The sequence below is a fragment of the Actinomycetospora sp. ABD4_176 genome, from assembly GCF_056311855.1.
This window is the reverse complement of sequence record NZ_CM149974.1, coordinates 3,011,561-3,033,867: the sequence shown is the minus strand read 5'-3', so window position 1 is coordinate 3,033,867 and position 22,307 is coordinate 3,011,561. Positions and strand designations below refer to the sequence as shown.

Annotated in this window: 18 protein-coding genes; 11 read left to right on the top strand and 7 right to left on the bottom strand. The window is 76.2% G+C overall.

The window, feature by feature from the left end; translation table 11 throughout:
* Positions 1–100 precede the first annotated feature (100 nt).
* Entirely contained in the window at positions 101–721 is a 621-nt protein-coding gene (locus ACYX4T_RS14650; protein ID WP_476010035.1) for a TetR/AcrR family transcriptional regulator, read from the bottom strand.
* 105 nt (positions 722–826) lie between these two features.
* On the opposite strand from ACYX4T_RS14650, the gene ACYX4T_RS14645 reads away from it, so the two are divergent.
* From ACYX4T_RS14645 to ACYX4T_RS14620, 6 genes are all read left to right on the top strand, one after another.
* Entirely contained in the window at positions 827–1,663 is an 837-nt protein-coding gene (locus tag ACYX4T_RS14645) for a MaoC/PaaZ C-terminal domain-containing protein (RefSeq protein ID WP_476010034.1), read from the top strand.
* Complete coding sequence (locus ACYX4T_RS14640) at positions 1,663–2,481, top strand: alpha/beta fold hydrolase (RefSeq protein ID WP_476010033.1); 819 nt, start codon at positions 1,663–1,665, stop codon at positions 2,479–2,481. Before ACYX4T_RS14645 ends, ACYX4T_RS14640 begins: the two co-directional genes overlap by 1 nt.
* Positions 2,478–4,127, top strand: a complete 1,650-nt coding sequence (locus tag ACYX4T_RS14635) for an AMP-binding protein (protein ID WP_476010032.1) — start codon at positions 2,478–2,480, stop codon at positions 4,125–4,127. Before ACYX4T_RS14640 ends, ACYX4T_RS14635 begins: the two co-directional genes overlap by 4 nt.
* Before the next feature lies 1 nt (position 4,128).
* Entirely contained in the window at positions 4,129–5,151 is a 1,023-nt protein-coding gene (locus tag ACYX4T_RS14630; protein ID WP_476010031.1) for a zinc-dependent alcohol dehydrogenase family protein, read from the top strand.
* Positions 5,152–5,233: 82 nt separating this feature from the next.
* A complete protein-coding gene (locus tag ACYX4T_RS14625; RefSeq protein WP_476010030.1) occupies positions 5,234–6,532 on the top strand; it encodes an MFS transporter in 1,299 nt (432 codons plus the stop codon).
* Between the two features lie 36 nt (positions 6,533–6,568).
* Positions 6,569–7,009, top strand: coding sequence for a YccF domain-containing protein (locus ACYX4T_RS14620; RefSeq protein WP_476010029.1), 441 nt, complete (start codon positions 6,569–6,571; stop codon positions 7,007–7,009).
* Positions 7,010–7,159: 150 nt separating this feature from the next.
* On the opposite strand, the gene ACYX4T_RS14615 is transcribed toward ACYX4T_RS14620, so the two are convergent.
* From ACYX4T_RS14615 to ACYX4T_RS14600, 4 genes are all read right to left on the bottom strand, one after another.
* Positions 7,160–7,405 carry a hypothetical protein gene (locus ACYX4T_RS14615; protein WP_476010028.1) on the bottom strand — a complete coding sequence of 82 codons (246 nt, stop codon included), beginning with the start codon at positions 7,403–7,405 and terminating at the stop codon, positions 7,160–7,162.
* A gap of 14 nt (positions 7,406–7,419) precedes the next feature.
* Positions 7,420–7,857, bottom strand: coding sequence for an N-acetyltransferase family protein (locus ACYX4T_RS14610; protein WP_476010027.1), 438 nt, complete (start codon positions 7,855–7,857; stop codon positions 7,420–7,422).
* Between the two features lie 18 nt (positions 7,858–7,875).
* Entirely contained in the window at positions 7,876–9,300 is a 1,425-nt protein-coding gene (locus ACYX4T_RS14605; RefSeq protein WP_476010026.1) for an HNH endonuclease signature motif containing protein, read from the bottom strand.
* A gap of 83 nt (positions 9,301–9,383) precedes the next feature.
* On the bottom strand, positions 9,384–10,241 hold the full coding sequence (locus ACYX4T_RS14600) for an LLM class flavin-dependent oxidoreductase (protein WP_476015279.1): 858 nt from the start codon (positions 10,239–10,241) through the stop codon (positions 9,384–9,386).
* 129 nt (positions 10,242–10,370) lie between these two features.
* Between ACYX4T_RS14600 and ACYX4T_RS14595 the strand changes: the two genes are divergently transcribed.
* Positions 10,371–10,943 (top strand): TetR/AcrR family transcriptional regulator, encoded by a 573-nt coding sequence (locus ACYX4T_RS14595; RefSeq protein ID WP_476010025.1) that lies wholly within the window; start codon positions 10,371–10,373, stop codon positions 10,941–10,943.
* 6 nt (positions 10,944–10,949) lie between these two features.
* On the opposite strand, the gene ACYX4T_RS14590 is transcribed toward ACYX4T_RS14595, so the two are convergent.
* Positions 10,950–12,662, bottom strand: a complete 1,713-nt coding sequence (locus tag ACYX4T_RS14590; RefSeq protein WP_476010024.1) for a DNA repair helicase XPB — start codon at positions 12,660–12,662, stop codon at positions 10,950–10,952.
* A 515-nt stretch (positions 12,663–13,177) separates the two neighbouring features.
* Between ACYX4T_RS14590 and ACYX4T_RS14585 the strand changes: the two genes are divergently transcribed.
* Genes ACYX4T_RS14585 through ACYX4T_RS14570 form a run of 4 tightly spaced genes read left to right on the top strand, consistent with a single transcriptional unit; the run spans position 13,178 to position 19,683 of the window.
* A complete protein-coding gene (locus ACYX4T_RS14585) occupies positions 13,178–17,965 on the top strand; it encodes a sensor histidine kinase (RefSeq protein WP_476010023.1) in 4,788 nt (1,595 codons plus the stop codon).
* A complete protein-coding gene (locus tag ACYX4T_RS14580) occupies positions 17,962–18,384 on the top strand; it encodes a roadblock/LC7 domain-containing protein (RefSeq protein WP_133825801.1) in 423 nt (140 codons plus the stop codon). The genes ACYX4T_RS14585 and ACYX4T_RS14580 overlap by 4 nt, the downstream gene beginning before the upstream one ends.
* Before the next feature lie 23 nt (positions 18,385–18,407).
* The gene (locus ACYX4T_RS14575; RefSeq protein WP_476010022.1) at positions 18,408–19,097 is read left to right on the top strand and encodes a DUF742 domain-containing protein; all 690 of its coding nucleotides are present in this window, start codon (positions 18,408–18,410) and stop codon (positions 19,095–19,097) included.
* Positions 19,078–19,683 carry a GTP-binding protein gene (locus ACYX4T_RS14570; RefSeq protein ID WP_476010021.1) on the top strand — a complete coding sequence of 202 codons (606 nt, stop codon included), beginning with the start codon at positions 19,078–19,080 and terminating at the stop codon, positions 19,681–19,683. Before ACYX4T_RS14575 ends, ACYX4T_RS14570 begins: the two co-directional genes overlap by 20 nt.
* A gap of 159 nt (positions 19,684–19,842) precedes the next feature.
* Here the strand turns inward: ACYX4T_RS14570 and ACYX4T_RS14565 are convergent, their stop codons facing one another.
* Positions 19,843–22,212, bottom strand: coding sequence for a helicase-associated domain-containing protein (locus ACYX4T_RS14565; protein WP_476010020.1), 2,370 nt, complete (start codon positions 22,210–22,212; stop codon positions 19,843–19,845).
* Positions 22,213–22,307 lie beyond the last annotated feature (95 nt).

Genomic DNA, 22,307 nt, shown 5'->3' with positions numbered 1-22,307 from the left:
AGCGCGGCCGTGCGGACGGCAAGCGCCGGACAGGACGACGGCGTGGGCCCCGGCGGACCGCAGCCGACCCCGCCCGACCCGGACCGATCCCGGCGGGGTGTCAGCGCGCGAGCGGGCTCTCCAGCAGCGCCAGGGCGTAGCGCGCCTGCTGCTCGGCGAGCTGGCCGCGCGAGAGCCGCCCGTCGGGCCGGTACCACTGCGCGACGCCGGCGAGGGCCGAGAGCACGGTGCGTGCGGCGTCGGCCGGGAAGGGCGTGCGGAACTCCCCGGACGCGACGCCCTGGGTCACGATCTGCTCGAACACCGCCTGCGTGGCGTCCCGGTCGACGACCAGGCGCTCCCGGTCCTCGCCGGCGAGGTAGCGGACCTCGTTGGTGGACACGACCATCGCGAGCTGGTGGTCCACCACGAAGCGCACGTAGGCCCGGACGGCCTCGCGCATCCGGGACACGGCGTCGTCGCCGGCGTCGTCGACCGCGACGTGCAGGCGGGTGACCAGCTCGTCGTTGGCGTGGCGCAGCACCTCGGCGAGCAGCCGCGACTTCGAGGGGAAGTAGTTGTAGAGGTTCGACAGGCTGGTGCCGGCGCCGCGCGCGACGTCGCGCATCGAGGCGCCGTGGAACCCCTTGTCGCCGAACGCCGCGAGCGCGGCGTTGAGGATCGCGGCCTCGTGGCCCCGGCCGGTGTCCCCGACGAGCGAGACCGTCGAACGCGCGTTCACGTCGTCCACCCTAGAGCCGCGGGGCACCCCGTCTTGACGGGTCGGCGGGACGGGTGGTGGATTGGCACACGAACAGTCGTTCGTGTGCGAGCCGGAGGAGCCTGCGTGACGGAGCTCGACGAGCGGCGGGGCACCGCGACCCCGGCCGCCGGGGACCGGTGGTTCGAGGACTTCGCGGTGGGGCAGCGGTGGACGAGCCCGCCGCGTCCGGTCACCGCGGACGACCTCGCCGACTTCACGCGGGTCAGCGGCGACGACCACCCGCTGCACGCCGGGCCCGACGCGATGCTGCAGGGGCCGTTCGGCGTGGCGGTGGCCATGGGCCTGCTGCAGCGGCTCGGCATCCACGGCGAGGCGGTGCTCGGCCTGCTCGACACCCACTGGGCCTACCGGCGCCCCGTCCGCGTCGGCGACGTCCTGACCCTCGAGGTCACCATCGTCCGGTGCCGGCGCACCTCCTCGGGCGACCGCGGGGTCGTCACGCGCCACATGCGGCTGCTCGATCGCGGCGAGACCGTCCAGGAGGGCACGACCGCCGCGCTGCTCCGGGCCCGCGGCACCGGCCCCGATCCCGCCGGGCGTGCGTTCGGCACGGTCGCCTGGGCCGAGGCCCTCACCGCCCACCTGGACGTGGCCGAGGACCTGGCCGGCTGGGACGGGACGGTGGGCCTGCGCTGCGGTGACGAGGGTGGTGGCGACGAGGTCCACCTGCGCCTCTACCGCGGGCGGGTCATCGAGGTCACCCGGCGCGCCCCGCGCGGCGCGACGTTCACCCTCGGCGCCGACGCGGTGACGTGGCTCGAGATCGTCGAGGCGCCCGAGAACCCCTTCATGCGCCTGGCGATGGCCGGCCGCTTCACCGTCACCGGCGACGGCTACGAGTACCTGCGGCTGACCGCCGCGTTCCACCGCCTCGTCGACGCCGCCCGGGAGATCGCCTGATGCGTGCCGACTACCTGACGGTCGGCGGCGGCCTCGCGTTCGTCGAGCAGCACGGCGACCCGGGCGCCCCGCCCGTGCTCTGCCTGCACACCGCGGGCCAGAGCGGGGTGCAGTGGCGCCACGCCGCGCCCGAGCTCGCCGACCGCGGGTACCGGGTCGTCGTGCCCGACCTGCCCGGTCACGGCCGCTCCGAGCCGGCGCCGGGCGGGCCGGTCACCGACCTCGGCGTCTACGCCGCGTGGTGCCTCGAGCTGTTCGCGCACCTCGGGCTGCGTCGGCCCGCGGTCGTCGGGTGCTCGATCGGCGGCAAGATCGCCCTGGACCTCGCGGCCCGCGCATCGGAGCAGCTCGCCGCCGTCGTCGCCATGGCCGCCGACGCCCACACCGGTGGCCGGCCGTCGGTGCGCGGCCTGCGTCGCGAGTTGTCCGACGTCGCCGCGCCCAGCCGCACCGACCGCACCTACCTGGGCACGCTCGCCGTCGTCGGGCGCGACGTGCCCCGCGAGCGGGCCGAGCTCATCGCGACGATGCACCGGCGCGAGGATCCGGCCGTGTCCACCTCCGACCTCATCGGCTGGACCTCCCACGACCTGCGCGAGCAGCTGCCCCGCGTCACCTGCCCGACCCACCTCGTCGTCGGGGCCGACGACCTGTGGCTCGACGTCGCCCGGGTCCGCGCGGCGGCCGCGCTCGTCCCGGGCGCGCGGTGCACGGTGCTCGAGGGCATCGGGCACTACCCGATGGAGGAGCTGACGGACGCCGCCGCGGTGATCGACGGCTGGCTGACCGAGATGACGACCGTGCGGGAGGCCTCGTGACCACCACCGCCCCCGCGCCGCACACCGTCGGCCGCTTCCCCGCGCCCGGCGAGGTCCCGGCCGACCTTCCGGACCTGCTCGGCCGGCTCGCGCGGCGCGATCCCGACGTCACCGCGGTGCTCGACACGACCCCCGACGGCGTCACGCACCCCGTCGGCCGCGGGGAGCTCTGGCGGCGCGTGCGCGCGCTGGCCGAGGAGCTGCGCGAGCGCGGCCTCGGTCCGGGCGACGCGGTCGCGGTGTGGATGCCGAACTGGAGCGACGCGCTCGTCTGGCAGGCCGCCGTCGCGGCGCGGGGTGCACACGTGGTCGGCGTCAACACCCGCTACGGCGTGGAGGAGGCCGCGCACCTGCTCGAGCGGTCGCGGCCGCGCCTCGTCGCCCTGGCGCAGGGCTTCCACGGCCTGGACCTGCACGAACGCCTGCAGGCCGCCGCCCTGCAGTCCGGCGTCACCCCGGAGGTCGCCGTCGTCACCGGTCCCTCCGGCCCCGCGCCCGACCTCCCCGCCGCCGACGTCGGCGCGGGCGCCTGGACCCCGCGCCGCGACGACGGCCCCGAGCCCGCGCGCTCCGACCCCGGCGCCCTCGCGGTCGCGTTCACCACGTCCGGCTCGACGGGCCTGCCCAAGCTCGCCGCGCACACCGGCTCCGCGGTCCTCGCCCACGCCGTCGCCGACGCCGCCGTGCTCGGACTCGCCGAGGGCGACGTGGTGCTCGGCGCGCTGCCGCTGTCCGGGGTGTTCGGCTACAACGCGGTGATGGCGGGACTCGCGGCCGGCGCGTCGGTGCTGCTCGAGCCCACCTTCGACGCCGACCGGGTGCTCGACCACGTCGAGGCCCACCGCGTCACGCACCTGGCCAGCGGTGACGACCTGGTGCTGCGGCTCCACGAGGCGTGGTCCCGGCGTCCCCGCGACCTCGGCAGCTGGCGCTGGTGGGGCGTCGCGGACTTCCAGGGCCGCTCCCACGAGCTCGCCGCCTGGCTCGGGCGCGAGTTCGGGACGCGCGTCGCGGGCGTCTACGGGTCGTCGGAGGTCTTCGCGCTCACCGCGACCTGGCCGGCCGACGAGCCCGCGCCCGCGTGCTGGGCCGGTGGGGGACGGGTCGTGCACCCCGACATCGCCGTGCGCGTCGCCGACCCGGACACCGACACCCTGCTCGCCCCCGGGCAGGAGGGCGAGCTGCAGTTCCGCGGGCCGAACGTCGTCGACGCCTACCTGGGTGCCGAGGTGTCCGACGCGTGGACCGCCGACGGCTGGTTCCGCTCCGGTGACCTCGGCGTGCTCGTCGACGAGGGCGCGTTCGTCTACGTCTGCCGGCGCGGCGACGCGCTGCGGCTGCGCGGCTTCCTCGTCGACCCCGCGGAGATCGAGCGGCGCCTCGCCGCCCACCCGGACGTCGCGACGGCGAAGGTGGTCGGCGTCCCGGACGCCGAGGGCGCCACCCGGGCGGTCGGCTTCGTCGTCGGCACGGCGGGCGCGGCGCCGTCGGGGGACGATCTGGTCGCGTGGTGCCGCGAGGTGCTCGCGGCGTTCAAGGTGCCGGCGGCGGTCCACGTCGTCGACGCCATGCCCACGACGTCCGGCACCAACGGCACCAAGATCAAAGCGGCGGAGCTGAGACGGTGGGCTCTCGAGAGGAGCTGACGTGCGCGGCGTGTACCTCCCGGGCGGCCGGCGGGTCGACCTGCGCGACGTGCCCGACCCGGAGCCCGGCCCCGGGCAGGTCGTCGTGGACGTCAAGGCCTCGACGATCTGCGGCAGCGACCTGCGCGCCATCTACCGCGAGCACCTCGGCGAGGGCCCGGAGGCCTACCAGGACGTGATCGGCGGCCACGAGCCCTGCGGGCAGGTGCTCGCCGTGGGGCCGGACGTCGAGCGCCTCGCCGTCGGTGACCGCGTCGTCGTCTACCACATCAGCGGCTGCGGCCAGTGCGACGAGTGCCGCCGCGGCTACCAGATCAGCTGCACCTCCACCCGTCGCCGGGCCTACGGCTGGCAGCGCGACGGCGGGCACGCCGAGCGCCTCCTCGCCGAGGAGCGCGACCTGCTCGTCCTGCCCGACGGCCTGACCTACCTCGACGGCGCGTGCGTGGCGTGCGGGTTCGCGACGGCCTACGAGGCGCTGTGCCGGGTGGCGCTCGCGGGGGGCGAGCAGGTGCTGGTCACCGGTCTGGGGCCGGTGGGGCTCGCGGTCGGGATGCTCGCCGCGGCCATGGGCGCCCCGTGGGTCGTCGGCACCGACCCCTCGCCCGAGCGGCGCGCGCTGGCCCACCACCTGGGGGCGGTGGACGTCGCGGTGGAGTCCGCGGAGGAGCTCGACGACCTGCTGGGGGACGGCGCCGAGGTCACCGTCGACTGCTCCGGGGTCGGGGCGGCCCAGCTCACCGCGCTGCGCCACACCCGCCGCCACGGCCGCTGCGCGCTGGTCGGGGAGGGCGCGATGCTGACCGTCGACGTCAGCGAGGTGATCATCCACCGGCAGCTGACCGTCCACGGGTCGTGGGTCGCGCCGACGTGGCGGATGGCCGAGCTGCTCGAACGCCTCGCGCGCTGGGATCTCCACCCCGAGCGCGTGGTCACCGACCGCTTCGCGCTCGACGACGCCGCGCGGGCCTACGAGGTCGCCGACGCCGGTGCGGGCGGGAAGGTCGGGATCGTGCGCGACTAGCCCGGCGGCGCAGGGAGGTCTGTACCCAGCGCGTCGGCTCGCCTACGGTGCGTCGACAGTAAAGCGAGCGTGAGGAGCACGGATGAGTCAGGTGTCCGGTACGACGAGTACCGAGCGTCATCAACTCCCGGTCCGCACCCTCGTCGCGGCCAGCATCGGCAACGCGGTCGAGTGGTTCGACTGGACGATCTACGCGACGTTCGCCGTCTACTTCTCGTCCCAGTTCTTCGACAAGTCGTCCCCGACGCTCGCGCTCATCGGCACGACCAGCACCTACGCGCTCGCGTTCTTCTTCCGCCCACTCGGCGGGGTGTTCCTCGGGCGGCTCGCCGACCTGCGCGGACGCCGTTTCGCCATGCTCGTGACGATCCTGCTCATGGCCGGCGGGTCGCTCGTCATCGCCGTCCTGCCGACCTACCAGGCGGTCGGGTACCTCGCGCCGATCCTGCTCCTGCTCGCCCGGATCGCCCAGGGCCTCAGCCTCGGCGGCGAGGTCTCCAACGCGAGCGCCTACCTCGCCGAGATCGCCCCGCCGAACCGTCGCGGGCGGTACTCCAGCTTCTTCTACATCTCGACCGGCACCGCCCTGCTGGCCGCGAGCCTGCTGGGCCTGCTCCTGACCAGCACGCTCACCCGCCCCCAGCTCGAGTCGTGGGGCTGGCGCATCGCCTTCGTCGTCGGCGGCGTGCTGGGCCTCGTCGGGCTCTGGCTGCGTCGCACCCTGGCCGAGACCGAGCAGTTCGAGGCCAACGTCGAGACCGCCCGGGCGACGAAGAACCCGCTGCTCAAGACGCTGACCCACTACCCGAAGTCGGTGCTGCAGCTCTTCGGCTTCACGCTGCTCTCGACACTCTGCTACTACACGTTCTTCAGCGCGCTGACCCCGTTCGCCGTGCAGTTCCGCGACGCGTCCGGCAGCGACGTGTTCCTCGCGCTGTCGATCGGCACCGTCGTGTTCATCGCCGGCCAGTACCCGATGGGCGCCCTGGCCGACCGGTTCGGGCGCAAGCCGCAGATGCTGGTGTGGTCGGGCGCGTTCGTGCTGCTCACGGTGCCGTTGAGCCTGCTCATCACCGACCGGCCACCGCTGATCAATCTGATCATCGTGTTCTCGGTCGGCCTCGGGCTCTACTCGGTGTTCTCCTCCATCGCGCCGGCGATCATGAGCGAGATCTTCCCGACCGAGCTGCGCGCCCTGGGCATCGGCGCCTGGTACAACCTGACGGTCGCGATCTTCGGCGGGACCGCGCCCCTGCTCATCGCCGCGCTCTCCGGCGCCGGACGGCCCGACCTCTTCTTCTGGTACGTCTCCGGCGGCGCGCTGATCGCCTTCCTCATCATCCTCACGCTGCCCGAGACGAAGGGCCGCGAGCTGATGTAGGGGACGAACCGGGCGGGTGGTGGCACGCTGGAGGGCATGGAGTTGCTCCGGACCGTGCTCAACCTCCTCTGGCTGGTGCTCGCCGGGGTGTGGATGGCGCTCGGCTACCTCGTCGCCGGGATCATCTGCTGCCTCCTCATCGTCACGATCCCGTGGGGGATCGCGTCGTTCCGGATCGCGCTGTTCGCGCTGTGGCCCTTCGGCAGCCGCATCGAGCGTCGCTACGACGCCGGTGTGGGCTCGACGCTGGGCAACATCGTGTGGTTCGTCGTCGCCGGGTGGTGGCTCGCGATCGGGCACATCGTGACCGCGATCCCGCTGGCGGTGAGCATCGTCGGCATCCCGTTCGCGTGGGCGAACCTCAAGATGATCCCGGTGTCGCTCACGCCGCTGGGCCGCCGGATCGTCGACACCGACGACCCCCGCGGCTTCGGCGTCGAGGGCCACCACGCCGCGCCGCCGGTGGGGTCGCGCTGAGCCCCGCTCCGGCGTCGACCGGGAGGTCGTAGCGCCGGCGGATGCTCGAGCCGTGCCGGCGCACGTCCACGCCGTCGACGTGCAGCCAGATCGTCGTGGTCGACGCGGTGTCGGTGACGCGGTGGATGTCGCCGGGCGGCAGCAGCCCGGTCACGCTGCCCGGTCCGGCCACGCGCCGTCGCCGGCGACGTGCAGGAGGTGCTGGCGGTCGTGGTCCGGGTCCCCGACGCACTGCTCCGGCGCGAGCAGGCGCGGGTCGCCGAGGTGCGGCGCCACGGCGTCGCCCACGGCGTCGACCCGGGGCATCCCCGCGACAGAGCCGCGAACGGCGTTGTCCAGGTCGGTGGCCAGGGCGAGCAGGGCGGGGGAGATCGGGGTGGTGATCGTCGTGGTCACGGTGGACTCCACCCTCACGCGGCGGCGATGCCGAGAACCCCGGCGCGCAGGTCGGCGGTGACGGTGACCCGGTGGCCGTCGGTCTCGAGCGAGACGATCGGCAGCACCGAGGCGAGCAGGACGCGCATCGCCGTGTTCTCGGCGACGACGCCGGCGACGAGGCGCGCGTAGCGCTCCTGCCGCCCGCGGGCGGCGATCGCCACGAGCAGCCGGCGCCCGAGCCCCTGGCCCCGCCGGGCGTCGACGACCTCGATCGCGAGCTCCACCTCGCGCAACCCGGTCCCGACGAGCCGCGCGATCCCGATCGGTGCGCCGTCGGGACCGAACGCGGCGACCGCGATGTGGCGGCGGCCGTCGACCGCGGCGAGGGTGCGCCTATCGCGCCGAACAGCCGGGGCGTGGCGCCGTCGACGGGCGCACCCCTGCTCGGGATGCTTTGGTTTCCGAAGCATCCCGAGCGAGTCCGGAGATCAGGTGGGGATGCGGGGGCGTCCGCCGGGTCGGGGTCTTCGGTCGGTGTCGACGTACCAGGGTGGGGTGAACCAGGGTCGGCCGTCGATCATCTCGATCTGCCACTCGCCGTGGTGGATGAGTTGGTGGTGGTAGCGGCAGAGCAGGCACATGTTGTGCAGGGCGGTGGCTCCGCCGTCGTACCAGGGGCGCAGGTGGTGGGCGTGGCAGCGGCGGGGTCGGCGGGTGCAGCCGGGGAAGGCGCAGCCGCGGTCGCGCTGGTTGAGGGCGCGGCGCAGGGCGTCGGGGGCGGTGCGTTGGGTGCGGCCGACGTCGAGGGGTTCGGAGCGGGTGCCGAGGATCATGGGGATGATCTCGGCGTCGCAGGCCCAGCGGCGCACGGTGGCGGGGTCGACGTGGTGGCCGGAGTCGAGGGTGCCGTAGCCGCCGCGCTGGTCGAGGGCGGCGCAGAGCCAGCGGTGGTCGATGGTGATCGTGAGCAGGGCGCGGCCGGGCCGCTCGGTCCACCCACCCGACGAGGGGGCGGGGTGGGGACGGCGGGGTGCGGGGATCAGCGCGAGCGCGGGCGCGGCGACCTCGGGCTCGGCGACCCGGGGCTCGGCGCCGCGCTTGGCCGCGCCGTCGGCGTCGCCCGCGGCGGGCGGGTCGGCGTCGGGTGCGGGGTCGGTGTCGCGGTGTTCGTGGCGGGTGTCGGTGGCCAGGCCGCGGGGGCCGCGGGCGTCCTGGATGAGGTCGGTGAACGCGTCGGCGTTCCGCTTGACCAGGCCGCGCTCGTCGTCGGCACCCGCGGGGGCGGCCAGCACCCCGAACACCTCGATGACCATCTCGGCGTCGAGCGGGTCACCGAGGCGGCCGGTGAACCACAGCGACCCGTCGCGGCGGCGCAGGAACCGCAGCTCGTCGCGGCTGTTCTCGCCGTCGGGTGGGGCGGCGCCGTCGGGGTCGTAGAGGTCGACGAACTTCTTGGCCAGCACCCGCAGCATCCGCGGCGGCAGCACCTGGGCCTGCTCGGCGAGCGTGCGCTCCACCCCGGACCACTCCTCGGGTGGGGGCGGGGCCATCAGGGCGTCGAGCCGGCGCATCGTCTCCCGGATGATCTTCACGTGGGCGGGGTCGATCGCCCCCGCGGCCAGCGCGTCGGCGGTGGCGGGCAGCCGGGCGGGCAGCGGTTGGCCGTGCATCGTGCTGCGCGGGCACAGGTCGGCGGCCTCGGCCACGAGGCGTGTCGCGTCGGCGCGGTCGAGGTTGTCGCGGTCGGCGAGCAGCGCCTCGGTCGACCGGTAGCCGGTGGCCACCGCCGTCCCGAGCTCGGCGAGGGCCGCGATGCTCTGCAACCGGCGGAAGTAGCCAGAGCGCTGGGCGACGACGTCCGCGCGGGCGCGCGCGAGCGCCTCCCGCTCGGCCGCACCCACTCCTTCGCTCATGTGTTCGAACCTAGCCGAGGCCCCCGACAACGACGCCGGAGATCCTGAGACCGCCTCAGCTGCTGCCGACGACCGCCGGGAGCTCACCCCACCGCAGCGGCCCGGGACGGCCCGACCACCTCGTCGGCCACCCAGCGCGCCACGCCCGGGGGCCAGGGCGCGGGCAGCCCGAGCACGAGGTGAGAGAACCCGGCCTCGACCGCCGCGGCGGCGCCGTCGCGGGTGGCGCCGGGGTCGTCGTAGGCCACCGGTAGGAAGATCGAGCGTGTGATCTCCGCGGGGTCGCGGCCGATCTCGGCGCAGTAGCGGTCGAGGAGCGCGCTGCGCTCGACGGCGTCGGGGAGATCGCCGCCGGGGATGTTCCACAGGTCGGCGTGCCGGGCGACCACGCGCAGCGTCGCCGACGCCCGGCCTCCGATGAGGATCGGCGGGCGGGGCCGCTGGGCGGGCTTCGGGTTGCCCCACGCGCCCGTGACCTGCACGTGCTCGCCGTGGTGGTCGAACGGCGCGTCCTCGGTCCACAGTCGCTCGATGACGGTGCAGGCCTCGTCCAGCGCGGCCACCGAGTCGCCGAAGTCGTGGTACGGCAGGCCGTGGGCCTCGTACTCGCGGCGCGCCCACGGGACGCTGGGGCGGGAGCCGGCCCCGATGCCGAGGTCGAGCCGCCCGCCGGAGACGTGGTCGACCGTCGTCGCGATCTTCGCGAGCAGCGCCGGCGGGCGGATGCGGTTGCTCGTCACCATGACGCCGAGGCGCAGCCGGCGCGTCCGGGCCGCGAGCGCCGAGAGCAGCGTCCAGCCCTCGAGGATCGGGCCGTCCGGGTCGCCGCCGATGGGCAGCAGGTGGTCGAACAGCCAGGCGTGCTCGATCTCGGGGACCTCGTCGGCCTCCTCCCACACGCGCAGCACATCGGCGTACCCGACCTGCTGCGGCGCGGTCATGATGCCGAAGCTCGTCGCGGTCACGGCCGTCTCCCCTCGCCGGTGCGCGTCCGTCTACCCTGGCGAGACGGAACGCGGTTCCACCAACAATACGGAACAATGTTCCGTTTGTCGACGGCGGGGACGGGCATGAGCGAGGAGACGGGGCGGGCGCCGCGGCGCCGGGCCGACGCGCGGCGCAACGAGAGCGCGCTGCTCGACGCGGCGGCGGCGGTGTTCGTCGCGTCCGGTGTCGAGGCGCCGGTGCGCGACATCGCCGCGAAGGCCGGCGTCGGGGTCGGCACGGTGTACCGCCACTTCCCGACGCGCGCGGACCTCGTCGTCGCGGTCTACCGCCACCAGGTCGAGGCGTGCGCCGTCGCCGGCGAGCAGGCCCTGGAGCACGCCGACAGCCCGTTCGCGGCCCTGCGGGGCTGGATCGACGTGTTCGTCGACTTCCTCGTCACCAAGCACGGCCTGGCGGGCGCGCTGCAGTCCGACGACCCGCAGTTCCAGGTGCTGCACGCCTACTTCCTCGACCGCCTCCTGCCCGTCGGCACCCGACTGCTCGAGGCCGGGGTGGTCGCGGGCGAGGTGCGCGACGACATCACCGCGTTCGAGCTGATGCGCGGCGTCGGCGGGCTGTGCATCGGCCCGGCCGACGACCGCTACGACGTGCGGCACACCGTCGGGGTGTTCCTCGATGGCATGCGGGCGGCCTAGAGGCTCCTAGGACTGCGGGTCGGGGCGCTCCGACTCCGGCTCGCCCTCGGACTCGGTGCCCGGGATCGCCGGGCCGAGCAGGTCGTCGGCGTCGACGATGCGGTAGGCGTAGCCCTGCTCGGCGAGGAAGCGCTGGCGGTGGGCGGCGTACTCGGCGTCGACGGAGTCGCGCGCGACCACCGAGTAGAAGTGCGCCTGCCGGCCGTCGCCCTTGGGGCGCAGGAGGCGCCCGAGGCGCTGGGCCTCCTCCTGGCGTGACCCGAACGTCCCCGACACCTGCACCGCGACCGACGCCTCGGGCAGGTCGATGGAGAAGTTCGCGACCTTCGACACGACCAGCACCGGGATCTCGCCCCGGCGGAACTGGTCGAACAGGACCTCGCGCTCCTTGTTCTTCGTCGAGCCCTGGATCACCGGGGCGTCGAGGGCCACGCCGAGCTCGTCGAGCTGGTCGAGGTAGGCACCGATGACCAGCGCGGGCTCGCCGCGGTGGCGCTCGAGGATGCTCCGGACCACCGGGATCTTGGTGTTCGCGCAGGCGCAGAGCCGGTAGCGCTCGTCGGCCTCGGCGGTGGCGTAGATGATCCGCTCGTTGTCGGTCATGGTCACGCGGACCTCGACGCAGTCGGCCGGCGCCACCCAGCCCTGGGACTCGATGTCGCGCCACGGGGCGTCGTAGCGCTTCGGGCCGATGAGCGAGAACACGTCGCCCTCGCGGCCGTCCTCGCGCACCAGCGTGGCGGTGAGGCCGAGGCGGCGGCGCGACTGGAGGTCCGAGGTCATGCGGAACACCGGCGCGGGCAGCAGGTGGACCTCGTCGTAGATGATGAGGCCCCAGTCGCGGGTGTCGAAGAGCTCCAGCGCCCGGTACTCGCCCTTCGACTTGCGGGTCATCACCTGGTAGGTCGCGATGGTGACCGGGCGGATCTCCTTGCGCTCGCCCGAGTACTCGCCGATCTCCTCCTCGGTCAGCGACGTGCGCGCCACGAGCTCGCGCTTCCACTGCCGGCCGGCCACGGTGTTGGTGACGAGGATGAGCGTCGTGGCCCCGGCCTTCGCCATGGCCGCCGCGCCGACCAGGGTCTTGCCGGCCCCGCAGGGCAGGACGACGACGCCCGAGCCGCCGTGCCAGAAGCCCTCGACGGCCTCGGCCTGGTAGTCGCGCAGCTCCCAGTCGTCCTGGACGAGCGAGATGGGGTGCGCCTCGCCGTCGACGTAGCCCGCGAGGTCCTCGGCCGGCCAGCCGACCTTGAGCAGAGCCTGCTTGAGCCGGCCGCGCTCGGACGGGTGCACCGCGACGGTGTCGTCGTCGATGCGGTCGCCCAGCATCGGGGCGATCTTCTTGTTGCGCAGGACCTCCTCGAGGACCGCGCGGTCGTTCGACAGCATGACCAGTCCGTGGACCGGCGAGTTGGTCAGCTGGAGGCGCCCGTAGCGGCCCATGGTGTCGACGACGTCGACGAGCAGGGCCTGGGGCACGGCGTAGCGGGAGTACTGGACGAGGGCGTCGACGACCTGCTCCGCGTCGTGCCCGGCGGCCCGGGCGTTCCACAGCGCCAGCGGCGTCACGCGGTAGGTGTGCACGTGCTCGGGTGCGCGCTCCAGCTCGGCGAACGGCGCGATCGCCTGCCGAGCGGCGGGCGCGGCCTCGTGGTCGACCTCGAGCAGCAAGGTCTTGTCGGACTGGACGATGAGCGGTCCGTTGCCGGGCTGACTCAACCTCTCGACCTCCGGGCTCGTCGACGGGTGGTCCGTCCCATTGTCCCCCGCGACACCGACAGGCCGCCGGGCGGAGCAGGGACACCGCTCGGGGAGCGCCGCCGAACGGCCGGTCATTCCCTCGGGCACGACCGTTACAGTGGGCGCGCCCGACCCACCTGGGCTCGACCCCGCCCTCGAGGAGTGACCACCGACCCGATGGGCTGACGGCGCCGTACACGTCGGCGTCCCGGCCCGCCCGTTGCGTGGATCCCGCGCGGCCCCGCCGCCCGTGGACCCCGCACCGACCGCCCTGGACGCCTGACCACGCTGATGCGCTCGCCCGCCCTGCTCCCCGTCCGTCGTGCCGACGTGTCACCGCACGGCCGCACGGTGTCACCCACCTGCCACGCCGCCCGGCGGTCGGGGCGCACCCTAGCCCATCGCTCGTCACCCAGCGTCGACCAGGGACGCGTTCGGCGTGGGGGCGCGCCGGGCGACCTCCGACCGACCGGCGGAACCGGGAGGACCCGTCCGTGACCACCCACGAGCGAGCACCCGAGCGCACGCCGGTGCGCTACCACGACCCGCGCGACGGCCGCTCCGTCGACGACCGCTCCGGCGGCGACTGGACCGAGCGCCTGGCGCTGCGCAACTGGAGCCTGCCGGTCAAGCTCGCGGCGGTCCTGCTGGTGCCGACGCTGTTCGTGCTGACGCTGGGCGTGCTGCGCATCGTCGAGGAGACGAGCGAGGCGGCGTCGTACGACAACGTGCAGCAGGCGGTGGCCCTCGAGGACAGCACCGCGCAGGTCCTGGGCGACCTCGCCGACGAGCGCTCGGCCGCCGCGGTCTACGTCGCGGCCAACCGGGCGGGCGGCTCCGGGCCGGTCGAGGAGCGCATCGCGGCGACCAGCGAGGCCGTCTCGCAGCTGCGCCGCGCGGCCGGGTCCGCCGACTCGCTCGACCAGCAGACGACCACGGCCCTCGACCAGGCCGACGCCGAGCTCGAGCAGCTCGACCGGCTGCGCGACGACGTCATCGACGGCCGCATCGACGCCGCCGGCGCGATCGCGCGCTACACCGAGACCATCGACAGCGTCGAGGTCTTCGACCGCTCGCTCTCGCGCGAGGCCGCCGACCCGAGCGTCGCGGGCCTCGCGTCCGGGCTGTACTCGCTGTCGGTGGTGCGCGAGGAGGACGCCTACGTCCAGGCCGTCGTCGCCGCCGGGATCGCCGCGGGACGCATCGACGCCCCCTCGATCGACCAGGCCCGCAACGCGACGCTGCGCCGCTCCATCGCCGTCGACGACTTCCGCTCGGCGATCGGCTCCGACAACGCCGCGCTCGCCGACGCCGTCGTCGGGCCGGACGTGGACAACCGCGACCTGCTCGCCCAGGTCGTGCTCGGCCGCGGCGCGGCGGGCCTGCCGCTGCAGGTCGCGGGGCCGGACTGGGAGCGCGCGTCGGCCGCGGTCGAGGACCGCGACGCCGCGACCGCCGAGCAGCTGCGCGGCCAGCTCCAGGAGCAGGCCGGCGCGCTGCAGGCCAGCGCGCGGAGCAACGCCGGCATCTCGTCGGTGGTCCTGCTGCTGGCGCTGATGGCCGGCGCGGCGGTGGTCTTCTTCGTCACCCGCTCGCTGCTGCGGCCGCTGCGGCTGCTGCGCCGCACCGCGCTCGACGTGGCCGAGCGGCGCCTCCCGCAGGCCGTGCGCAGCCTGCGCGAGGGCGAGACCCCCGACACCACGATCGTCCCCACACCGATCACCACCCGCGAGGAGATCGGGCAGGTCGCGCGGGCGTTCGACCAGGTCCACGAGCAGGCGGTCCGGCTGGCCGCCGAGCAGGCGGGCCTGCGCTCCGCCTTCAACTCGATCTTCGTGAACCTGTCGAGGCGCTCCCAGGCGCTGGTCGAGCGCCAGCTGCGCCTCATCGAGCAGCTGGAGAACTCCGAGGAGGACCCGGAGGCGCTCTCCAACCTCTTCCAGCTCGACCACCTCGCGACGCGCATGCGCCGCAACTCCGAGAACCTGCTCGTCCTCTCGGGCACCGACCTGTCGCGTCGCGGCAGCCGCCCGGTGCCGCTGGTCGACGTGCTGCGTGCCGCGGCGTCGGAGGTCGAGCAGTACCAGCGCATCGACCTCGCCCAGCTCCCGCAGGCCCAGCTGCTCGGTCGCACGGCGAGCGACGTCGTGCACCTCGTGGCCGAGCTCCTCGAGAACGCCACCACGTTCTCCGCCCCCGACACCCGCGTGCGGGTGCAGGCGACGCAGAACGGCGACGGCTCGGTACTCGTGGAGATCCTCGACTCGGGCGTCGGCATGAGCGAGGAGGACCTGCACGAGGCCAACGTGCGCCTCGACTCGCCGCCGACCGTCGACGTCTCCGCGTCCCGGCGCATGGGCCTGTTCGTGGTCGGCCGCCTGGCCACGCGCCACGGCATCACCGTCGAGCTGCGCAACCGCGAGGACGGGGGCGTCGCCGCGACGGCCCTCGTGCCCGCGTCCGCGGTGCTCGCCGTCGTCGACCAGGGTGCGGCGCCGGTCGGTGCCGGCGCGGCCGTGCGCGGCGGCGAAGGGTCGGCGGGTGCCGGCGCGGTGCCGGAGCAGGCGCGGGGCGGCGTCAACGGCCTTCCCCAGCGCAACCGGCGCGCGCCCGGCGCGCCCGGCTCGTACTTCTCGCCCGGCGTCGACCCCGCGCAGGAGCAGGGTGGACCCGGCACCAACGGCAGCCCGAACGGCGGTCAGAACGGCAGCCCGCACGGGTCGCCGGAGCAGCGCGCGGTCCTGCCGCGCCGTGGTGGCGCGACCGGCGCGACCGGCGCGCCCGGCACCAACGGGCACAGCCACGCCCGCCCGGAGGGCGCCGTCGGGGGAGGACCCGCCGGCGCGTCCGGCCCGGGCGGTCCTGCGGGTCCGGGTGGTCCTTCGGGTCCGGGTGGTCCCGGGCGCCGGCCCGGTCCGGCCGAGGCGGGGCCGGCCCCGCGCCCGGAGCGCGAGCCCGCCGCCGAGCCCGCCGCGGACGAGCAGGAGGCCGTCGCCGAGGCCGCGCCGGCCGACGCCGCGCCCGAGCAGGCCCCGCAGGCCGTGCGGCCGTCCGGCGAGCGGTCCGAGCCGTCCGAGCAGGCCGGCGACGCCGAGGAGGCCGGGCGCCACGGGTTCGTCGGCGGCGCGGCGGCCGCGGCGGGCGGCGCCGCCGCCCTCATCGGTGCGGCGGCGGCGCGCCGGCGCAGCCGCCGGTCCGAGGAGCCCGGTCCCGCCGACGCGGACGAGGGGCACGCGGAGGAGGACGCCGAGGCCCCGGTCGAGGCACCCACCGGTCCCGAGGTCGACGCGGACGTCGCGGAGCCCGTGCCCGACGAGGCGGACGACGAGGGGCGCGACCGGCGTCCCGCCGGCGCGCCGCACGGCCCGCCGCCCGGTGCGCAGCACGGCCCGCTGCCGGGGCGCCCCGGCCAGCCCGGCGGCCCGGGTGGCCCCGGGGCGCCGACGGGCCCCGGCGGCTACGGCGGCGGTGGCGGCACCGGCACGCCCGGGCCGGCGGGTCCCGCCGGCCCCGTGTGGGGCCCGCCCCCCGGCGGCCCGGGACGGCCCGGCGGTCAGGGTGGTCCCGGCGGTCCGGGCGGGCCCGGTGGCCCGCCCCCCGGCTGGCGTGGCGGCCCGCCCGGCCGCGGTCCCGGCGGTCCGGGTGGTCCCGGCGGCCCGGGTGGTCCTGGCGGCCCGGGCGCCCCGAACGGGCCGTACGGGCCGCCGCGCCGGCCCGCCGCCGGCCCGCCCATGTGGAACGGCGCCCCGGTGGTGCCCCCGCCCGGTCCCACGCCGGCGGGCGAGGAGCAGGCCGACGCGGTCCCGGCGGACGAGGTCGTCGCCGACGAGGCGCCGGTCGAGGAGGCGCCCGAGCTCTTCGTCGACGAGGACCCCGAGGTCGAGGCGCTCGTCGAGGACCGGTCCGAGTTCGCCGTCCCCGAGGCGCCCGCGACCGGGGACGCGCCCGGCACCGGCGAGTCCGGCGAGGACACCGGCGGCGCGAAACCGTTGGCCGAGGGCCTGCCCTCCCGCACGCCGAGCCGGCGGGGCACGTTCCCGCTGCGCCCGCGCGTCGTGCAGACCCAGCGGCGGCCGGGCCTGGGTCCGGACACGCCGCACCCGGGGACGCCGGTGCCCTCCGCGTCCGACGGTCCGGCCGCCGACGAGCCCGAGTCCACCGACGCCACGGCCGACGCCACGGTCGACGCCGCCGCCACGAGCGCGCACGAGCACCCCGAGGCCCCGGCCGGACCGGCGCCGCTGCCGCAGCGCCGGGCCCCGGGCACGCCCGCGGGAGACCAGGGCGCCGAGGACACGGGCCGCGGACCCGGGGCCTCGGACGACACCGAGGAGGCGGCGCCGGGCGAGCCCCGTGGCATCCGTCCCTCCGGCCGGCGGCTCCCGCCCAGCGGCGCGCCGTTCTCGCCCGGGATGGCGCCGCGGCTGCGGCCGCGCCGCCCGGCGGGCGAGCCGGCCGAGGAGCGGGAGCCCGCGGAGCCGCCGGCCCAGGACCCGACCCACGAGCCGGCCCCGCCGGCCCCGGAGCCGACGGCACCGGAGACGGCGGCACCGCACCAGGGCGCGGTCCAGGACGCGGTCCAGGACACGGCCCCGGCGCCGCCCGGACCGCCGGCACCGGCCGGCACGGAGCCCGGCGCGCCCCTCCCCGGCGGCGGCCCGCTGCCGTCGCGGGCGCGGCGTCCGCGGGGCACGGACGGGCCCCCGGCGCCGTTCGGCCCGCCGTCGGCGATGCCGGGCGGTCCGGACCGCCTGTTCGACCCGACGCCGTCGGGCGAGGGCAACGGGCACCCGCGCAACGGGGGCCGCACCCCCGGCCGCGCGGTTCCCGAGCGCCTGCCCGGGCGGGCGGGGGTCCCGCAGCGGGAGCGGACGCCGATCTACGACGAGGTCGCGTCCGCGTGGTTCCGCGAGGCACCGCCGTCGGCGGGCCCCGACGAGGCCGAGTGGGCCTCGGCGTCCGGTGACGAGGGATGGCGGGCGGCCGCGGCCACCGCCGACGCCCTCGACGCCGGGGTGAGTGCGGGCGGCACGACCGAGGCCGGTCTGCCGCGGCGCCGGCCTCGGGCCCAGCTCGTGCCCGGGGCCGCGCGCTCCGGGGGCGGGGCGCCCGGCGACGGTCCCGCACCCCCGGGGCCGCGTCGCAGCGCCGACGCGATCCGCGGGCGACTGGCGAGCTATCAGCGAGGTGTGGCCGACGGGCGGACGACCCGTGCGGCCCGACCGGCCGAGACCGAGGGCGAGCCGCCGGCGGCCCGCCCCGGGGACGAGGAGGAGCAGTGACCGGAGCCCAGTCGCAGCCGAGCCGCTTCGGCTGGTTGGTCTCGAACTTCGCCGAGCGGGTGCCGGGGGTGGCGCACGCGGTCGTCGTGTCGGCCGACGGGCTCCTGCTCACGGCGTCCAACCGGCTGCCGCGCGACCGGGCGGACCAGCTCGCCGCGGTCGCGTCCGGCCTCATCAGCCTCACGCAGGGTGCTGCGCGCTGCTTCGAGGCCGGCGAGGTCGTCCAGACCGTGGTGGAGATGGAGCGGGGGATCGTGCTGCTCATGTCCATCAGCGACGGGTCGTGCCTGGCGACGCTGGCCGCCCCGAACTGCGACATCGGGCTGGTCGGCTACGAGATGACGCTGCTCGTCGACCGCGTCGGGCAGCTGCTGACCCCCGAGCTCCGCGCCGAGCTGCAGGGGTCAGCGGTGCGATGACCGTGTCGAGGGGGTGACGACCGGTGAGCGATGACCGCGGCGACTCCTTCGCCGACGTCCTCAACGGGATCAGCGGGCCGGGGCCGAAGCCGCGCGGCGAGCGCCGCGGGCTCTTCCGGCGTCGGCGCGGTGCCGAGCCCGAGGAGACGCCGCCGGAGGTCACGCCGACCGACCGCCGGGACGACTCCGGTTCCCCGGCCGGCGGCACCGTCGCCCCCGACGGCTACCTCTACGGCGAGGGCGTGCCCGGCGGCCCCGACGGCGCCCACGCCCTGCCCCCGGGCGAGCCGCAGACCGCGCCGTACGGTCTCCCGCAGCCGGGCCCGCCGCGGCACGAGCTGCCCGAGCCGGAGGCGCCGGGCGAGCGCGCCGAGGACGTCGCGATCGTGCGTCCCTACGCCTGGACCGGCGGACGGACCCGCCCGGTCTACGACCTCGCCATCGAGACGCTGGTCTCGGTCGGCGGGGCGGGCCGCGACCCGTCGCGGATCCCCCAGTACGAGCACCGTGCCGTGGCCGAGCTGTGCCGCGAGCCCCGATCGGTCGCGGAGGTGGCGGCGATGATGTCGATCCCGCTCGGCGTGGCCCGGGTGCTCATCGGCGACATGGCCTCGCAGGGCACCGTCGTGGTGCACCAGACCGCCTCGACCTCGGGCGACGTCCCGGACCTGGCGTTGATGGAAAGGGTGTTGAGTGGACTTCGACGGCTCTGACGCAGCGGTCGCGGCCGAGCCGGTCCCGACCACCACGTCGGCCAAGATCGTCGTGGCCGGGGGGTTCGGGGTCGGCAAGACGACGTTCGTGGGCTCGGTCTCCGAGATCGACCCGCTGACCACCGAGGCCGTGATGACCGACGCCAGCTCGGGTGTCGACGACCTGTCGGCGGTGCCGAACAAGCGCACGACCACGGTGGCCATGGACTTCGGCCGGGTCTCGCTCGACTCCGACCTGATCCTCTACCTGTTCGGGACGCCCGGGCAGGACCGGTTCTGGTTCATGTGGGACGACCTCGTGCGGGGTGCGATCGGCGCGGTCGTGCTGGCCGACACCCGGCGGCTCGCCGACTGCTTCGCCGCGGTCGACTTCTTCGAGGACCGGCGGCTGCCCTACGTGCTCGGCGTGAACTGCTTCGACGGCGTCCTGCGCCACGACATCGAGGACGTCCGCGAGGCGCTGGCGATCGACCCGTCGGTGCCGATCCTCACCGTCGACGCCCGCGACCGGGAGTCGACGAAGCAGGCGCTCATCGCGCTGGTGGAGCACGCCATGCAGGTCTGGGCGGTCGGCGCCCGCGCCTGACGCCCGCCCGCCTCGGTACGGGTTGCAGCGAACGCGCTGTTCGCTGCTTCTAGGCGCGCCAACGCCGCGTTCGCATCCGGCCCAGCGGTGATCGACGGGGACTTCGTACGCCTAGAAGCAGCGAGATACCCGTTCGCTGCGTAGACCCCGGGCCGCGCCTCAGCGGTCGGCGAGCACGCTGACCGAGGTGATGCGGTGCAGCGCGAACGACAGCGGCGTCCCGCCGAGTGTGGCGCCGTTGGTCTCGCCGTCGTCCTCGATGCCCTCGAGCACGCCGCCCCCGACGCGCAGGGGGCGCACGACGCGTTGGGACGCCGTGCCGTGGGCGTCGACGTAGCCGATCCACACGCTGCGCCCGGACCGGGCGGCCTCGGCGAGCACCGCGACGGTGGCCGACGCCGCGGTCCGCCCCGAGCCGGCGCCGGTGGCGCGACCCCGGGCGGCGGTGGCGGCCCGGTCGCCGGCGCGCAGCTGGGCAACCAGCGCGGTGACCTGGTCCTCGGAGAGGGCCGGCGTGGTGCCGATCGCCCGCTCGGGACGCCGGGCCGGGGTGCGCCGGCCGCGGGGGCGCAGGTCGAGCACGCCGCCGACGTCGTCCTCGGCGACCGGTGACAGGCCCGCCTCCCGCAGGGCCGCGAGCACCTCGACCAGCGGCTGGGAGCTGACGAGCACGGTCGGCGCGATGCGGCGCAGCTCGAGGCGCTCGGCCTCGGGGTGGGCGAGCACCTCGGCGACGAGGGCCTCGTCCTCCGAGCGCAGGAACGACGCGGCCGCCCCGCCGCGCAGGCGCCCGTGGCGGCGGGCGACGTCGTCGACGAGGTAGGTCAGGCCCTGGGGGACCGGGGTGGCCGAGCGGGTGGCGAACAGGTCGTGGAGGTCGGCGGCGGTCTGTCCGAGGTCGAGCGCGCGGCGCACCGACGCCTCGCTGATCCGGTAGACGGTCGCACCGCCCGCGGACTCGACGTCGGCGACGCGGTCGAGCGCGGCGGCGAGCCCGGGCTCGAGGCGTCCGGGGGCGACCGCGGTGAGGTCGGCCTGCAGGAGCACGTGGTCGACGGGGTCGGGCAGCGCCCGGCGCAGCGCCGCGGCGGCGGCGCCGTCCGGGTCGTCGCCGGGGCCGCGGGCGGGGACGAGCAGCTCGCGGGTCGCGGAGGTGACGGCGTCGAGCGCGACGAGCCCGAGGGTCGTCGCCTCGCGCAGCACCGTGCGGATCATGTCGTCGCGCCGGCGCCCGCCCCGGCGCGGCGCACGCCAGGCGAGGGAGGCGACGAGGTCGTCGGCGCTCGGGGGGCCGTCGCCGTCCTCGAACTCGCAGAGCCGGTCGAGGACGCGGCGGCGCAGCGCCGGCGCCCAGGGCCGGCGGGCCTCGTCGGAGAGCGGGCCGATGAGCTTGTCGCCGACGTCGCGCTCGCCGACCAGCGACGGGGCCCGCGGCGTCTCGAGCCAGCCGCGCGCGAGCATCACCCAGCGCACGTCGGGGCCGGCGGCGAGCCAGCGGTCGACGGTGACCGTCGGCGTCCAGGCCGCGGCCCCGCGTCCGTTCTCCGGGCCCTCGGAGACCGCGACGAGCCCCGCGCCGGCGAGCACCTCGACCAGCAGCGCCGCGTCCTGCTCGGTGAGCCCGAGGTCGCGGGCGACCCGCCGCAGGTCGCGCACACCGAGGCCGCCGGAGCGCAGCACCGCGGGCGGCGCCGTCGACCACGCCGTGAGCACGGCCTCGGCGCGACGGGTGAGCTCGAGGATCTCGCCGGCGGCGGTGGCGTCGACGTCGGCGGCGCTGTGGTGGCGCGGCGCGGGCATGGGGTCGGCGAGGGCGACGTCGCCGAGCGGGCGGTCCCCGCGCACGCCGAGGGCGGCCTCGCGGGTGAGCTCGACGGTCTCGTGGTCGACCCGGTGCAGCAGGCCCGCCGCGAGCAGGCGCCCGACCGGGCCCTCGTCGGGACCCTGCGCGCGGCTGCGCCCCACCGGCCCGTCCGCGGCCAGCGCGTCGACCACGGCCCACTCGTCGGCGGGCAGCGCCTCGACGACCGCCGCGGGGTCCTCCGCGGTGGCGATCGCGGAGAACTCCGGCGCGGGCCGGCCGAGACCGCCGGGGTAGCGCACGGACACCTCGCGCAGCGCGGGCACGGCGCGCAGGCCGGTGGTGGCCCCGGGGCTCCCCGCGTCCGCGCGCGGCAGGGCGGGCTCGATGCTCGAGCCGTCGGGCCAGACGAGGGCGCGGGTCTGCAGGTCGGCGAGGGCGGCGCGCCCGGCGTCGGCGCGGTCGGGGCCGAGGAGCGCCAGCACGTCGCCGGCGGCCGCCGGCGCCTCGTCGGCGCGCACGACGAGCAGCGCGTCGACCACCTGGAGCGAGAACGCGTCGAGGTCCTCGCACGCCCGGCCCACCGACATCCGCACGCTCGCCCGCGTGGCCACGACGCCGGTGTCGGCGGGCGCGGGCAGGGCGAGGTCCGGGCGGGCGCGCAGCAGCGCGCCGAGGGCGTCGTCGTCCTGGGCGCGCAGGTGCTCGGTGAGGGTCCGGCCGGACATCGCCTCCACGGTAGTCGGGGTCTCCCGCGGACACCCCCGAGGTGCGGCAGGATGGGTCCGGTCGACCGGGAGCGACCCGGGGGCCCGACGCACCA

What these genes read in the sequence shown, in the direction of transcription:
- ACYX4T_RS14640 (WP_476010033.1), top strand. Translation starts at nt 1,663, where the DNA reads ATGCGTGCCGACTACCTGACGGTCGGCGGCGGCCTCGCGTTCGTCGAG.
- ACYX4T_RS14625 (WP_476010030.1), top strand. Translation starts at nt 5,234, where the DNA reads ATGAGTCAGGTGTCCGGTACGACGAGTACCGAGCGTCATCAACTCCCG.
- ACYX4T_RS14620 (WP_476010029.1), top strand. Translation starts at nt 6,569, where the DNA reads ATGGAGTTGCTCCGGACCGTGCTCAACCTCCTCTGGCTGGTGCTCGCC.
- ACYX4T_RS14610 (WP_476010027.1), bottom strand. Translation starts at nt 7,857, where the DNA reads ATGCTTCGGAAACCAAAGCATCCCGAGCAGGGGTGCGCCCGTCGACGG.
- ACYX4T_RS14605 (WP_476010026.1), bottom strand. Translation starts at nt 9,300, where the DNA reads ATGAGCGAAGGAGTGGGTGCGGCCGAGCGGGAGGCGCTCGCGCGCGCC.
- ACYX4T_RS14600 (WP_476015279.1), bottom strand. Translation starts at nt 10,241, where the DNA reads ATGACCGCGCCGCAGCAGGTCGGGTACGCCGATGTGCTGCGCGTGTGG.
- ACYX4T_RS14595 (WP_476010025.1), top strand. Translation starts at nt 10,371, where the DNA reads ATGAGCGAGGAGACGGGGCGGGCGCCGCGGCGCCGGGCCGACGCGCGG.
- ACYX4T_RS14565 (WP_476010020.1), bottom strand. Translation starts at nt 22,212, where the DNA reads ATGTCCGGCCGGACCCTCACCGAGCACCTGCGCGCCCAGGACGACGAC.